The following is a 13,701-nucleotide window of genomic DNA, read 5'->3' as shown; positions in this document are numbered from 1 at the left end:
GCTGTCGTACAAGCGGAAGGGTGGACCGCTCGGCTTCCGAACATTCTTGGGCAGCAGCGTTACGGTGGGCCTTGGTCTGAGAAAGGTTCATACAAAGCCTTCAACCGACACTTCGGAAACTGAAACCCACCAAGCTCGAGATCACGTGGTGTTCTGGTTCGACTGAAACTGTCCGATCGCAAACCGAGAGGTGCACGCAACGGTGCGCCTCTCGGATCAGAAGATTATTGCCTAAGGCCAGATTTCACGACTTGAGCGATTTCGCCATGTTCAGATGCGCTGCAACGGTAGGTGCCAATCCCGACGCGAAAGTCTTCAACTGCGGCACGTCGCCGGTGGCAGCATATCCCTTGAGCGTATCGAGCGTCTGCTGATGCCCGGCGACCTGGGCCGCTGCGTAAGCGGTGTCAAAATCAGTGCCCTGCTTGGTCTTCAGATCGGCAAGCTTCTGCTGCTGCTCAGCACTCAGCGCCGGGTTGGGCGTCAACGCTGGCGACAGCGTTGCCGTCAGCGCCTTCAGCTTCGCAGTCGAACCCTCATGGGCGGTGATCATCTGGCCAGCGAACTTCTTTACCGCAGCAGATGCGCCGTTGGTTATAGCGAGCTTCGAGGTCTCGATCTCGAACGCATCGCTTGCAGCCGCCATGTTGACGAAGGCCTGTCCACCTGAGGCGGGTACTGCCATCGCATCATTGGAACCAGCTGCGTTCACGTCCGTGACGGACGTATTGGCGTAGGTGCTGTTATCGACGGCGGTCGTATCGTCGGCCTTCTTTCCGCATGCGGCCAATGACAGGGCCGCTGCCGATACCAGTGTCAGGGCTTTAAAGTTCATCATACTCTCCATCTGCTCGCATATTACCGCTGTCTGCTCAACGCGTGCTTCGCGAGGACCGTTCCGCACCAGCAACGAACCCCGGACCAATCGTGAGGCAAGTTCGTTCTACCTGTCTGCCGGCACAGCTGCCGGCCTTATCGGGACACGGCTATGAGCATCTTCAGCACGATCATGAACAAGGTTTTCCACCACAAAGCCGCACCAGCCACGGCACCGGCTCAAGCTCCTGCCGCTGCGCCTCAAGCTGCGCCACGGGCCGCGCCGACCGCTACCGCCCAGCCCGCCCCCGCAGCGGCTCAGCAGTCCGTCGATGTCGGTGCGGTCCTCAGCGAGATGGCATCAATGAAGGATGGCGGGGGCAACTACCAGAGCTCGATCGTCGATCTTCTGAAGCTGCTGGACCTGGATTCCAGTCTGACGGCTCGCAAGGAACTCGCTAGCGAACTGAACGTCCATGCAGCAGCCGACGGCTCGGCCGAGCAGAACATCGCCCTTCATAAGGCTGTGATGCAGAAGCTTGCCGATAACGGCGGTATCGTTCCAGATAGCCTGCGCAACTAACGCGCCCGATTCAGAGGGGACCGCATCCTATGCGGTCCCCTCCGGCCTTAGATTGCTGGCTTAACCGTCCTCAATTTAGCGAGCTGGACTAGCGTTCGGAGGCGTCGCAGTCACGGTCCGCTGCGCTGCTTGCGCGGGCAGCGTTTGACTACCACGCGGTGGTCCATTCGGCTCCTTCTGAAAGCCTTGCGCCGCGAGCCAACATATCGTGACGACGAGCGCCCCGATCATCACGAAGATGACAATAGCCACAGGACCGGCTCGCTTGTTTCCTCGTCTCCGCATCACATGCGCTCCCTAGTCATGCCGTCGATGGTATTGTCATGCCGTAGACCCATGGCGACGAGATTTTCCTGGACCTCAAATCCGCAGGTTTGATCGAGCAGGACGGTCTTATGTCCGGACGGCTCTATCGCCGCTCGCCGAAGACCGAACCAAGAATGCCCCCCAGTCCGCCGCCAAGACCGCCGCCGGGCGCGGCGCCCGCGACTCCAGCGCCACCCAGGCTGCCGAGTACAGATCCCAGGATCCCGCCAAGGCCACCTTGCTGCCCGGCTGAGCGCCCTGTCAGATGGCCTGCTACCAGCATGACCAGGATCGGCAGCATCTGCTTCAGAAGCTCAGGCGCTAGGCCGCTGCTTTGCGCCGCGTTGTCGGCGACCTCACGACTGCCGTCCTTCGACCCGAAGATACCGCCGAGGATCTGATTACCGCGATTGATCTGCGTCGGCTCGTTGCCCAACACGTTCGAAGCAAGGTCTGCGCCGCCCAGCGTGTTCACATGGGCGTCTAACTGCGTCGCGTTATTTCCCATGCCGCCCAGAACCGACGGCAGCAGCGCTTCTGCGCCGCGCTGGGCTTGGTCACGCGGTATGCCTAGCTGGGCGGCGAGTGCATCAATGCCACCATCAGGCAGCAGGTCATTGAGATTCATGTCGGCTTCCTTGTTGTGACGGGTACCAACTGACGCTGGGACCTATAGGTCCGGTCACCTTCGATCGAGTTAGGACCTTGGATCAGCAGGCAGGCGCTGTCTGCGCAATATTAGTCAGGAAGTTCGGGCGTACCTGAGCCAATGGGTCGGCCGGATAGCCAACTAAGCCCTCCCCCGATAACAAGCAGTCCTGCCCCCATAAGTGCCTTGTCACGGCGTCGGAGGAGAACAAGCCCGCCAGTAACGATGACGGAAGGTACCATGCCGACTTTACCCAGGCCGGTTACGCGTGCTGCACGCACGACCATGCGACCGGCAGCGTACTCACGCAAAGGTGAAGGCGTAGACGGTGCGGCTCGGGATACAGCCTGGTCACCATTTGAGGGCTGCGGTCGTGGTCCTGGCTGCGGCGCTATCTCTGGTCCGGAAGCTACCGTGTCGGCTGCGTACGCTCCGCGATCGCCGAGCGATTTAATAGGCCCCTTGGTCGTGTCTTGTGTGGTCTGTCGCTCCAGCTCGCAATTGAACTCGGCGCCGAGCAGTAGAATGTAGGCGGACAAGTAGAGCCAGGTCAGCAATACGATCGCGGCTCCCAACGAGCCGTAGGTCGCGTCGTAGCTGCCAAAGTTTGCCACGTAGAACCCGAAGCCAAGGGTAACGAGCAGCCACAACACGGTCGTCAGGACCGATCCAGGCGTCAACCACGTCCACTTCGCCTCATCGCGATTGGGCGCATAGCGGTAGAGCGTTGCCGCTGCTGCCGCTCCCATGCCGGCCATGATCACGTAGGAAACGATTTTGCCCGCTGTGAGAACGATGGCAGGGGCCGCGGGGAACAGCGTGTCCAGACTGCCCATTGCCGCGATCGCGATAATAGCAACGATGGCGATGAGAACTGCCCCGGCGGTGATGGCTAACGCGATGAGGTTCAGGCGAACAAAGCTCCGCGTTTCCTCTTCGTCATACGCGATATTCAACGAGGTAATGAGCGCGGTTGCGCCTTTCATCGCGCCGTACAACGCGATGCCGAGCGCAAGCAGAAGGCCGAACCCCTTCTTACCGTCCGATGTCGTCACAACGTTGGCCAGTTGCTCGCCGATGAGCTTGGCCGCATCCGTCGGCATGACTGAGGTCAGCGACTGGACGTTCTTCATCACCGTAGCGGGCGTAGTGACGAGCCCATAGCTCAGCACCACGGCACCCAGCATAGGCACCATGGCGAGGACGCCGCAGAAAGCCACGCCGGAGGCTACCAGGCTGATGTTATCCTGGCCTGCTTCCTTCCATGCTCGCAGAGCAATGTCCTTCCAGCCTTTTGCAGGGATAGCCCAGGGACTGCCAGCGTCGTGCCCTCTCGCATCCCTCTTGTTCGTCTCGGTCATGCCTCGTCCTTTTACGCGTCTCTTGCATCTGGCATGCGATCGCCGTTCTCGCGCTACACACCAATTTTGATACGATCTCTGATTCAGAGTTGCCTCAAGCTCCCACGGCGGGGCGCGCATCCTTGTCTGGATCTCGCCCGTGTTGCTGATCGAGCAAACGCATGATTGGCGTCACGGTGAAGCCGTGCAGAACGATCGAAAACAGCACGACCAGTCCGAGAAGGCCCCACAGGCGTTCGGCCGCATCGACGTGAATGTGGTTCAAACCATAGGCGAGATAATAGATCGATCCGACGCCGCGGATGCCGAAGAAGGCGAGTGTCAGTTTTTCCGAGCGGTCAGCCCGGTGGCCGACCAAGCCGATCAGGCCGGAAATTGGGCGAATGATCAGCAGGATCACCAGCGCAATCAGCGCGTCCGTCAACGATACCGAATTCAGGAGCCCGCTGACCAACGCGCCGCCAAACAGCAGCAGCAACACCATCATTGCGAGCCGTTCGATCTGCTCGGTGACGTCGTGCATGTCGTGATGAAAGTCGTGCGTTCGATGCGCCCCTCTAAACGTCAGTGCCGTGACGAACACGGCAAGGAAGCCGTAGCAGTGGATGATCTCGGTAAAGCCGTAGGAGATGCAGGTCGCAGCCAGCGCGATCAGGCCGTCACCGGTCTGCGCTAGCTTGGTTTGTGCGGGTACGTGGAAGGTCAGCCAGCCAAAGGCGCGGCCAATCAGCCAGCCGGCGCCGACGCCGGCGCCAACCTCCCATAAGCATCGGTACGTCAGCCACTCACCCAGCCACGGCTTGCTGCTCCCGGCTGCGGCTGCCAGCATGATGGCAAGATGGACGAACGGAAACGCGAAGCCATCATTGAGGCCGGCTTCGGACGTCAGCCCAAACCGTACCTCGTCTTCGTCTTCGCTCTTGGGCGGCCCGACCTGAATGTCGGCTGCCAGGACAGGATCCGTGGGGGCCAGGCTGGCAGCAAGCAGCAATGCGATCGCCCATGGCAGTCCCATTCCCCATGCCGTCACCGCCGTGATAGCTAGAATGCCCAGCGGCATCGTGATCGCCAACAGCCGCCAGGTAACCGCCCATTCCCGCCACCTGAACACCCGGTCGATCTTCAGGCCAGCCCCCATCAGCGCGATGATCACGACAAACTCGGTGAAGCGTTCAGTGATCTCGGGGTAAAGAAGTGGCAGCGGCCTGAGCGTGACCTGCGGCAACGAGAACAGCGCAGCGCCAAGCGCGATACAAACGATCGGCAACGACAGCGGTAGCTTACGAAGCGCCAGCGGTAACCAGACAACCAGCGCGGTAAGCAGGCCAAAGCCGGTGAGAATGAGGATGTAGGGATCGGGCAATGCAGATGTCATGACGGTCTATCCAGAAAGGAACGAGACTTCGTCACAGGAAGGCACGCATAGTGGTTCGAAGAGGCTTACGAGCATGAGAGATCAACGCATTTCGCGATGCGAGCGGAACTCACCGATAAGGTGAGATCTCAATCAGCTGACGGCGTAAGACGCGATCATTGCCCGCCGACATTGTGCCAGCGGGCAACCACGATCATTCGTCTTCGGCGTCAATGTTTACAGTCGTCTCGGCAAGCTTCGTCATATATTCGTCGCCGCCATATATGTCCTTGGTGGCAGCGGTCAGCGCCTTGGTATCATCCTTGAGGCCAAGCGCCTTGGCATAGGCAGCGGCCGTACCGAAACCGGCGATGCCGTAATGCGTCATCCGCTGATATTGCGCGATGATCATGACATCGAGCAGCGGACCCTTCTCAGGTCCCTCTTCGAGGACATGCTTGGTTACTTCGGCGACGAGGCCCTCCATGCCCTTGCAATGCTCCTTCGAAACCTTCTCGTCGTTCGACGCGATCAGGTCCTTGAGCAGGTCGGTATGCTTCTCGATATCCGCCTGCGACTTGGTCAGCATCTCCTTCAGCAATGCGTCGCTCGCCTTGGTCGTGATCTTCTTCAAAACCTTCTTCATCTGGTCGTTTGCGGACCATAGGTCCTTCAGCTCGTCGGTGTAGATTTCCTGAAGATCTTCGGGTGCAGACATGAGAACGTCCTTATGGTTCACCGAGCGGGATGCGCGGCGTTTGGTTGAAAACTTGACCAAGGAGTGCGCGATTGGCCAACCTCAGCCGGCCCCGGGCTGCTTCTCCTCCTCCTCGTAATCGGCATCGGTACCGACCTTCCCACTAGCCTCGGCTTCGGCGATGCCTGACGTCTCGACAACGTTGATCCTGCTACCTTCGGCTGCGATTTCGTGGGGTACGCGGTCCGCATCCGGGTCCGCAGCGATAGTGGTGCCGTCACCGCCGCCCGAGCCTGCAACGCCGTTACCGGCATTTCCACCGTCTTCGCCCGTCTGCCCACCGCCGTGATAGGCAATGTTGGTCTGGCCACCGTGCGCCATAAAGCCTGTGTTCGTCTCGGTCTTGCCGGCATGGGGATTGGGATAAGCCCCACCGCCACTTTCGCCTCCCTCGCTGCGACCGTGGATCTCGGTGCCACCGTTGCCGCGCGGCGAGTCCGATACGCCGTCCGGGGCGCCCTTGGTCGCGGGATTGCCGGGTACGGGGGCCTGAACCTTGTCACTCATCAGTATGTCCTTTTGAATGTGACGGAATACCCAACCCATCCGTTCAATTGGACCGGACCGGATGGGAACGGAAGTTACGGACGCAGCACCGCCTTGATGACAGTTTAGAGCTTCTCGCAGCCATCATACCGCCCGATTTCCTCAGCCCGAACTTTCGCTGTTAGTGGGAGCATAGCGATCCGGGGAACAACATCGTTCCTACGGAAGCGCGGTCCCGGAGCGCTTATATTTTGTATTGATGCCTGTTAATGTAACTCCAGAGAGAGCCGCCGTGTTTGAAGGCAACAACACACCGTATTGGATCGAGTTGTCACCTCTAATCCGCGATCATGATATTAGGATTCTCGCGTCGGGCTATGCCCCGATCGCTAAATATGCGTCGATTGGTCGACGATCACACCGTAATCTCACACGTCGACGGTGCCGAACCGAACGATGATCCGTTGGGGCCCCATCGCACCTGCGCGGATCACTGGAATATGGCGGTTTTGCCGGCACGTGAGTGCTCTGACGCGCGTATGCACGAGATCAGTTCCGGGGTATCATTATGCAGATCAAAGCCATTCTCTTCGATATCGACGGTACGCTGGTCGACACCAACGACATGCACGTCCTCGCCTGGGAGGAGGCGTTCGCCACCGTCGGCGCGTTGTTCGACCGCCAAGTGATCCACGACCAGATCGGCAAGGGGACCGACATGCTCGTGCCGGCGCTGATGCCCGACGCGGACGAGGATCAGCAGGAAAAGCTCGGCGACACACACGGCGCGATCTTCAAGGCGAAGTACCTAGATACAGCCAAGCCGTTCGCGCAAGCGCACGACCTGCTGGCCCACGCACATGGTCTCGGGCAGCAGGTCGTACTGGCCTCTTCCGCCTCCGAGGCAGAACTCGACCATTACATAGACCTGCTCGACGCCCGCGCCCTGATCACCGCGACGACGAGCAGCGACGACGTCGAGAAGACCAAGCCCGCACCCGACATCTTCGCGACCGCGCTCAAGAAGCTGCCGGGAATCGATCCCGGCGAGGTGATTGTCATCGGCGATACGCCCTATGACATCGAGGCTGCGGCCAAGTGCGGGATCGCCGCGGTCGCGGTCCGATCGGGCAAGTTCAAGGACGAGCAACTTCAGTCGGCAGGCGCGATCGCGATCTACGACGACGTGGCGGCCTTGCTCGCCGACTACGCAACCTCACCACTGGGACGCTGATCGACATGGCCATCACATTGAAATCCCTGCGCGATCAGGTCATCGTCGTCACCGGCGCCACCAGCGGCAACGGTCTCGCCATAGTCGAGGAAGCCGTGCGCCGCGGCGCGGCCGTCGTCGCGACCGCGCGTAACGAGGCAGCACTGGAGGCGCTCCGCGATCGCCTGTCGGCCGACGGCAGACGCATCGCGATCTGCGTGGCGGACGTAAGCGACATGGCGGCGGTCGAGCGTGTTGCCGCTGTTGCAGTCGAGTCGTTCGGTCGGTTCGACAGCTGGGTCAACAATGCGGGCACGGGCACGTACGGTACGCTTGAGCAGGTACCGGTCGCCGATCACCGCCGTGTTTTCGACGTCAATTATTTCGGCGTTCTGCACGGGTCGCTGGTCGCCGCGCGGCATCTGCGCCAACGCGGCGGGGCCATAATCAACGTCGGCTCGATCCTCAGCGACCGCGCGATCGTCGAACAGGGGCCGTATTGCGCAACGAAGCACGCGGTTCAGGCGCTGACCGATACGCTACGGATGGAGCTCGAGCAGGAGAAGGCCGGCATTTCGGTTACGCTGATCAAGCCCGCCGCGATCGACACGCCATTCCCAGAGCATGCGCGCAACTTCATGGATCATCCACCACGTCTGCCACCGCCACTTTATGCGCCCTCAGTCGTCGCCGACGCGGTGCTGTTCGTGTGCGGGACCCCGCGGCGCACGCTGTATGCGGGCGGCGGGGGCCTGCTGTCGTCACTCCTCGCGCGCGCCGCACCGCGGTTGAGCGACAGGATCATGGAACTGGTCGGCACGGTCGCACAGCAGAAGCCGGAAGATCCTGGCGACCCGACCCGCCACGACAACCTCTATGAGCCGCGCGTCGATGCATTGCGCGGAAGCCAGGACGTCCACGCACGCAAATCGAGCACCGTGTTGCAGGCGCAGAAATTCCACCCCGCCCTTCTGTTGCTTGGGCTCGTCGGTGCCGGGATCGCGGTTGCCCGCAGCCGGCCGAAGGAAACTGGCCGGTGACACCGGACGCGGAGCGGGCAGGAGCCGCGCGCGACTTCGACGTTGTGCTCGTCCTCAGCGGAGGCAACGCACTCGGCGGATTCGAAGCCGGCGTCTACGAAGCGCTGCACGAGCACGGCCTCCAACTTGACTGGATTATCGGCGCATCGATCGGTGCGATCAATGGCGCGTTGATCGCCGGGTCCGCTCCTGATTGCCGGATCGAGACACTGCGAACGTTCTGGCGACCCGCCCCATCCGGTGCCATGACGCCCCCGCTGCTGAGCGTACTCGAAACCAGCCGACGGACGAGTGCGGTAGGCTGGGCCGCAACGCTCGGTCGGCCCGGCATCTTCGGCCCCATGCTCTCCGCCTTGACACCGTGGACCGACAACCAGCCGTCGATCTTCGAAACCAGCCAGCTCGCTACCACGCTGGAAACGCTGGTCGACTTTGATCGCCTTAACGCCGGCCCATGCCGCTACACCGCGACCGCGGTCGACCTCGAAACCGGCGACGACGTCTTGTTCGACAGCGCCGCGATGCAGGTCGGACCCGAACATATCCGTGCCAGCGCTGCGCTACCGGTTGCGTTTCCGCCGGTCGAGATCGATGGCCGTTGGCTCGTCGATGGGGGCCTGTCTGCGAACCTGCCTAGCTTGTAGTGTGTTCCCCGGCGCTCGTCTGTGATGCTGGACCATGTGAACGGTCGCCCCGGCATCAGCGGCATAGTCGGTGATGACGACCGCCCCTACAAGAAGGCCACCTTACCCTCTCAGCTTCCGCTCGAAGCGCTTCCATTGGCGTTCGTCCCGACCGTAACCGGGAAAGGACGGCGGTAGTGGCGTCGGTGCGATCCTGTTTGGCCTACTGCCGCAAGCCGAACATCGCAGATATCCGGAGAGGCATTCGACCGACATGTTCTTGCGTTTGAGGTAACACCACCTCGCTAGAACCAGGCGGTGCACGACGCCCTTACGCCCGCATTTGGAGCATACGCACCCCACATTAGCTTCGTGCTTCGTGAAATCCCCCAGCGTCCCAAACCGCGTGTTGCCCACAGGATCACCAGGGCAAAGCCATCTGCGCCGTTTCAGCGTCTACAGGCTGATATAGAGTGCCGTAGACATGCCTTGCCACTTCCAAGCGTGCGTCTGCTCTCAGTCCATCGCGCGGGGCGGTAAGGCCGATCAAAGCCCATGCAGGCGCGTCCTCAATAATGGCCGCAACCCGCTCCGGCGAAATAACGCTAGCCATCAGAAGCAATCGGTCGAGAACTTGCCGTACGGCGACAGCCCACGCCGCGCGAACTCTGCTTCAATCGGCGCCAGGAGGGTCTCAGGACCGTCTTCGAAGCATTGGAAAAAGATGTTCTGCATCTCGCAAGGCCGAAGCTCTGGCAAGATCTCGGCAATCAGAGTGTGAGTCTGACTGAGGGGCTGTGCGCCGTCGCGCATCGACTCGAGTGCGTGTTCCATACCCGGATCATAGCGGAACATAAAAAGAACGCTAGTGTGATCCTAGCTTTTCAACCCGGAGGTTTAATCAGCCTTTTTAACTGCTTTTGCAGCGTCGCGATTCGTTAGAAGGATATTTGCATCACGAATGCGGTCATTCTATCGCTGTGGAAACGACGCAATTTCTGAAATTTGTACGAAAAAGGCGCTGGCGATTTGATCCAGTGAACCTGCGCCCAATCTGCGAATTAGACCGTTGCGTTCATAACGTCCCGGAGCAGTATTGGAGAAGTGAAATGGCACTAGAAAACATTGTTAACGCGGCCAAGTCTGCTTTGAAGGATGTCGTCTCGTCGCCATCCGCTGACCCAATTTCCGACCGCGACGAGGTTTTGCAGGATTTACATCTGGCCGAAAAGGCATGGGCGACCGACGGTGTTCACTCAGGAACATGGTTCGTCCGTGACGGCGAGCATGTTGCCTTCACGCCCACGACGCGAAATGGTGCGACGCTGACGATCGGTGGTCAAACGACGAACTTCATTCCCGCTAACCGCTTTGCCGATTACCTGGTGAACATGCGAGCGGCTATCGAAGCAGGCGAATTTGATCGCGAGATAGCAGGTGCGCTCCATGGTTCGGCTAACGTCGGGGGAATTGCCGAGGTTGCGCTTCCGCCGGCTAGAGAAGGCAGTCCGCAAGATATCCAACAAGTGCAACAGGATGCTGTACTTATTCGTGAGGGGCGCAATCCGGACGGATCGTTATCTGCAGTCGTGAGCAGTGGTTCGTAGCAACTACTGCGAACAGAGTGGCTCGGCAGAACTGGGGAGCCTTTGACCTGCTCCCCGTTTTCAGGCCGCTGATAACTTAGCTTCGGTTTCCATATGCCCCTGGCGGGGGCGGTTCGTAAACTCGGCGGGAGCCATCCCGCCAAGACTGCTGTGCGGACGCACGGTGTTGTAGTCCGTCCGCCATGCCTCGATGATCCGTCTCGCCGCAGCCAGCGAGGGGAACAGGTGTTCGTTCAGACACTCGTCGCGCAAGCGACCATTGAACGATTCCACAAAGCCATTCTGCTGCGGCTTCCCCGGGGCGATGTAGTGCCACTCGACCCCGGTGTCCTGACACCAGGCGAGGACGGCATGACTGGTCAGCTCGGTGCCCCCTTCGGCTTCGCTCAGGACAGGATTGTCGCTGACCACCATGCACGGTAGCCCGCGACGCTCGGCGATGGCGCTCAGCTCGCGAACGACCCGCCGACCCGACAGCGAGGTGTCGACGATGCATCCCAGGCATTCCCGGCTGTAGTCGTCGATGACGTTGAGCATGCGGAACCGCCGGCCGCAGGCCAACGAGTCCGATACGAAGTCGAGCGACCAGCGCTGGTTGGGTTCTTGCGGGATCGCCATCGGCAAGCTGGTCCAGGGGGACCTGAACGATGCAGACTCCCTGCGTACGGCGCTTGACGGTGCGCACGGCGTGCTATCGGTGCAGACGCCGATGGGACAAGGCCCTGAAGGCGAGGCGCGGCAGGGCATGCAGCTCGCGACGCTGGCAGCCGAAGCGGGCGTCCGCCACTTTATTCAATGCTCGGCTGCGGGCGTCGACCGGGACAGCGGCGTCCCACATTTCGAGAGCAAGCGCGCGATCGAAGCGCATATCGCCACGCTCGGCCTGCCCGCGACCTCGTTGCGGCCCGCAGCGTTCATGGAGAACTTCACGAGCTTCGCGTTTCGCACCACGATGCTGTCGATGATGAAAACCTATCTTGCCGACGGCCAGGCGATGCAACTCGCGTCAGCGCGCGACGTCGGCTGGTTCGCCGCAGAGGCGTTCGAGCGGCCCGACGCCTATATCGGGCAGGCAGTCGAGATCGCGGGCGACAGCGTGAGTCGGGCCGAGGCGGTCCGGACGCTACGCACGACGGGGCATCGACCGGTTGCGCTGTTCACCATTCCCGGCGTCCTCCGCGACCGTCTGCCTGAAGATTTCCGCCTGATGTTCGAATGGATCGCGCGCGAAGGCTTCGCGGCCAACGTTACTGAGCTACGCCGGCTCCATCCGAGGCTTCTAACGTTGTCCGCGTGGGCAACACGTTCCGCGACCTGAAAGGAAGACCTGATGACTGACATGACTTTGCAGGATCTCGCCAAGGCGATGGGCAAGATCGACTTTGCGATGCTGACGACGCGGACCGAAGGCGGCCAGCTCGCGACCCGTCCGATGAGCAACAACGGCGAAGTCGAATGGCAAGGCGATAGCTACTACTTCAGCTATGACGATGCGCGCACCGTTTCCGACATCCTGAGCGACCCGCATGTCGCCTTGTCGTTCCAGGGAAGCAGCGGGCTGCTGGGCAAGCCTCCGCTGTTCGTCGCAGTCGAGGGCGCAGGCAAGATCGTGCGCGACAAGCAGGCGTTTGCCGAACACTGGACGCCCGATCTCGAGCGCTGGTTTCCGCAAGGCGTTGATACGCCGGGCCTCGTGATGATCGAGGTCAACGCGGTGCGGGTGCATTATTGGGATGGCACCGACGAAGCCGAGGTCGCGGTTTGACCGACGCGACGGCGCCCATCGTTCTGGCCGGAGCGACGGGCGATCTCGGCGGCCGGATCGCGCACGCGCTGGCCGCGCGCGGCGCGACGGTCCGCGCGTTGGTCCGGACGGGAGCGCGGCACGATACGCTTCCGCCCGGCGTCACAGTCGTCGCCGTCGATTTCGCCGACCCCCCGCGTCTCGCCGCAGCGTGTGCCGGAGCGGCGTGTGTGGTGTCGGCGGTCAACGGGCTGGCGGAGGTCGTGCTCGGGCTGCAGACCCGGTTGCTTGACGCAGCGGTTGCCAGCGGAGTGCCGCGCTTCATCCCGTCCGACTATTCGCTCGATTTCACTAGAACGACGCCGGGGCGCAACCGCAATCTTGATCTACGGCGCGCGTTCATGGCGCGGATCGATGCCGCGCCGATCCGTGCAACTTCGATCCTCAACGGTGCCTTCGCCGACCTGCTCGCCGGGCAGGCGCCGATCGTGCTGCCGCGGATCCGCCGAATCCTGCATTGGGGCAGCGCGGAACAGGCGTATGATTTTACCATCAAGGACGACGTTGCCGTCTTCACCGCCGCAGCGGCGATGGACGACGCGTCACCGCGGCTCTTGCGGATCGCTGGGGACAGCGTGAGCCCACGCGATCTTACCGCAATCATGACCGGGGTCACGGGGCAGCGTTTCGGACTACTGCGGGCGGGTGGCGTCTCCGCCCTTAGTGCACTTATTGGGCTTTCCCGCGTCGTTGCGCCGCAGCGGGAGGCGTTATTCCCGGCGTGGCAGGGCATGCAATATCTGCGCGACATGGCGAGCGGACAGGGAAAGCTGTTACCGCTCGACAACTGCCGCTATCCTGATGTCGCTTTCACCTCGGCGCAGACCGTCTTGAGTTCGGCGTACACGAGGGCATAGTTTAAACGACCCACAACACGACATTCAGCGGTCGTTTCGCGCCCCCCAACTTCGGACACCCATTCATGTTTGCCCGACGCCTCGAACAGCGATGGCGGAAATTGTCAAAAGTGGGACTTTGCCGCCGTTCGCACCCAACATGCCGAACGGCAGCTCTCGTCAGAAGCCGACTTTCAGCGGTCGCCCGGCCGCCATCGAAAAACAACCGAAACTGGGCCGGTTGGGGGACTGTCCGCATTTAGCGT

The 13,701-nt window shown here is 61.3% G+C and carries 16 protein-coding genes and 1 pseudogene; 8 read left to right on the top strand and 9 right to left on the bottom strand.

The genetic code is table 11. The features are described 5' to 3' along the window. Window positions 1-244 precede the first annotated feature (244 nt). Window positions 245-835, bottom strand: coding sequence for a DUF4142 domain-containing protein (locus U1737_RS00130; RefSeq protein WP_332795146.1), 591 nt, complete (start codon window positions 833-835; stop codon window positions 245-247). A gap of 153 nt (window positions 836-988) precedes the next feature. Here U1737_RS00130 and U1737_RS00125 point away from each other — a divergent pair, with 153 nt between their 5' ends. After that, entirely contained in the window at window positions 989-1,399 is a 411-nt protein-coding gene (locus U1737_RS00125; protein WP_332795145.1) for a DUF3597 family protein, read from the top strand. 409 nt (window positions 1,400-1,808) lie between these two features. Here the strand turns inward: U1737_RS00125 and U1737_RS00120 are convergent, their stop codons facing one another. From U1737_RS00120 to U1737_RS00100, 5 genes are all read right to left on the bottom strand, one after another. Beyond that, complete coding sequence (locus U1737_RS00120) at window positions 1,809-2,333, bottom strand: DUF937 domain-containing protein (RefSeq protein WP_332795144.1); 525 nt, start codon at window positions 2,331-2,333, stop codon at window positions 1,809-1,811. Between the two features lie 110 nt (window positions 2,334-2,443). Then, the gene (locus U1737_RS00115; RefSeq protein ID WP_332795143.1) at window positions 2,444-3,715 is read right to left on the bottom strand and encodes a YihY/virulence factor BrkB family protein; all 1,272 of its coding nucleotides are present in this window, start codon (window positions 3,713-3,715) and stop codon (window positions 2,444-2,446) included. Window positions 3,716-3,809: 94 nt separating this feature from the next. Next, window positions 3,810-5,090, bottom strand: a complete 1,281-nt coding sequence (locus tag U1737_RS00110) for a cation:proton antiporter (RefSeq protein WP_332795142.1) — start codon at window positions 5,088-5,090, stop codon at window positions 3,810-3,812. A gap of 193 nt (window positions 5,091-5,283) precedes the next feature. Then, entirely contained in the window at window positions 5,284-5,787 is a 504-nt protein-coding gene (locus U1737_RS00105) for a ferritin-like domain-containing protein (protein WP_332795141.1), read from the bottom strand. Between the two features lie 81 nt (window positions 5,788-5,868). Beyond that, the gene (locus U1737_RS00100; protein ID WP_332795140.1) at window positions 5,869-6,333 is read right to left on the bottom strand and encodes a hypothetical protein; all 465 of its coding nucleotides are present in this window, start codon (window positions 6,331-6,333) and stop codon (window positions 5,869-5,871) included. A gap of 547 nt (window positions 6,334-6,880) precedes the next feature. Here U1737_RS00100 and U1737_RS00095 point away from each other — a divergent pair. From U1737_RS00095 to U1737_RS00085, 3 genes are read left to right on the top strand one after another with little or no spacing between them, the layout of a single operon-like run. Continuing rightward, entirely contained in the window at window positions 6,881-7,546 is a 666-nt protein-coding gene (locus U1737_RS00095) for an HAD family hydrolase (protein WP_332795139.1), read from the top strand. A 5-nt stretch (window positions 7,547-7,551) separates the two neighbouring features. Beyond that, the gene (locus tag U1737_RS00090; protein WP_332795138.1) at window positions 7,552-8,565 is read left to right on the top strand and encodes an SDR family oxidoreductase; all 1,014 of its coding nucleotides are present in this window, start codon (window positions 7,552-7,554) and stop codon (window positions 8,563-8,565) included. Next, entirely contained in the window at window positions 8,562-9,209 is a 648-nt protein-coding gene (locus U1737_RS00085; protein WP_332795137.1) for a patatin-like phospholipase family protein, read from the top strand. The genes U1737_RS00090 and U1737_RS00085 overlap by 4 nt, the downstream gene beginning before the upstream one ends. A 400-nt stretch (window positions 9,210-9,609) precedes the next feature. Here U1737_RS00085 and U1737_RS20645 read toward each other — a convergent pair whose 3' ends face one another. Both U1737_RS20645 and U1737_RS00080 read right to left on the bottom strand, forming a co-directional pair. Then, the gene (locus U1737_RS20645) at window positions 9,610-9,801 is read right to left on the bottom strand and encodes a DUF6771 family protein (RefSeq protein WP_443027059.1); all 192 of its coding nucleotides are present in this window, start codon (window positions 9,799-9,801) and stop codon (window positions 9,610-9,612) included. After that, window positions 9,801-10,022, bottom strand: coding sequence for a hypothetical protein (locus U1737_RS00080; protein ID WP_332795136.1), 222 nt, complete (start codon window positions 10,020-10,022; stop codon window positions 9,801-9,803). Before U1737_RS00080 ends, U1737_RS20645 begins: the two co-directional genes overlap by 1 nt. A gap of 275 nt (window positions 10,023-10,297) precedes the next feature. Between U1737_RS00080 and U1737_RS00075 the strand changes: the two genes are divergently transcribed. Next, the gene (locus U1737_RS00075; protein WP_332795135.1) at window positions 10,298-10,795 is read left to right on the top strand and encodes a hypothetical protein; all 498 of its coding nucleotides are present in this window, start codon (window positions 10,298-10,300) and stop codon (window positions 10,793-10,795) included. Window positions 10,796-10,855: 60 nt separating this feature from the next. Here U1737_RS00075 and U1737_RS00070 read toward each other — a convergent pair. After that, window positions 10,856-11,464 (bottom strand): annotated as a pseudogene (locus U1737_RS00070) (integrase core domain-containing protein); the annotation flags it as partial. Here U1737_RS00070 and U1737_RS00065 point away from each other — a divergent pair. Genes U1737_RS00065 through U1737_RS00055 form a run of 3 tightly spaced genes read left to right on the top strand, consistent with a single transcriptional unit; the run spans window position 11,391 to window position 13,456 of the window. Then, entirely contained in the window at window positions 11,391-12,113 is a 723-nt protein-coding gene (locus tag U1737_RS00065) for an NmrA family NAD(P)-binding protein (RefSeq protein ID WP_443027058.1), read from the top strand. The pseudogene U1737_RS00070 and the gene U1737_RS00065 sit on opposite strands and share 74 nt — an antisense overlap. Window positions 12,114-12,125: 12 nt before the next feature. Further along, complete coding sequence (locus U1737_RS00060) at window positions 12,126-12,560, top strand: pyridoxamine 5'-phosphate oxidase family protein (RefSeq protein ID WP_332795133.1); 435 nt, start codon at window positions 12,126-12,128, stop codon at window positions 12,558-12,560. Further along, on the top strand, window positions 12,557-13,456 hold the full coding sequence (locus tag U1737_RS00055) for an NmrA family NAD(P)-binding protein (RefSeq protein ID WP_332795132.1): 900 nt from the start codon (window positions 12,557-12,559) through the stop codon (window positions 13,454-13,456). The genes U1737_RS00060 and U1737_RS00055 overlap by 4 nt, the downstream gene beginning before the upstream one ends. Window positions 13,457-13,701 lie beyond the last annotated feature (245 nt).

This window comes from Sphingomonas fucosidasi, assembly GCF_036663855.1.
GTDB lineage: Bacteria > Pseudomonadota > Alphaproteobacteria > Sphingomonadales > Sphingomonadaceae > Sphingomonas > Sphingomonas faeni_B.
The sequence above is the reverse complement of the archived record's forward strand: the minus strand, read 5'-3'. Positions and strand labels throughout refer to the sequence as shown.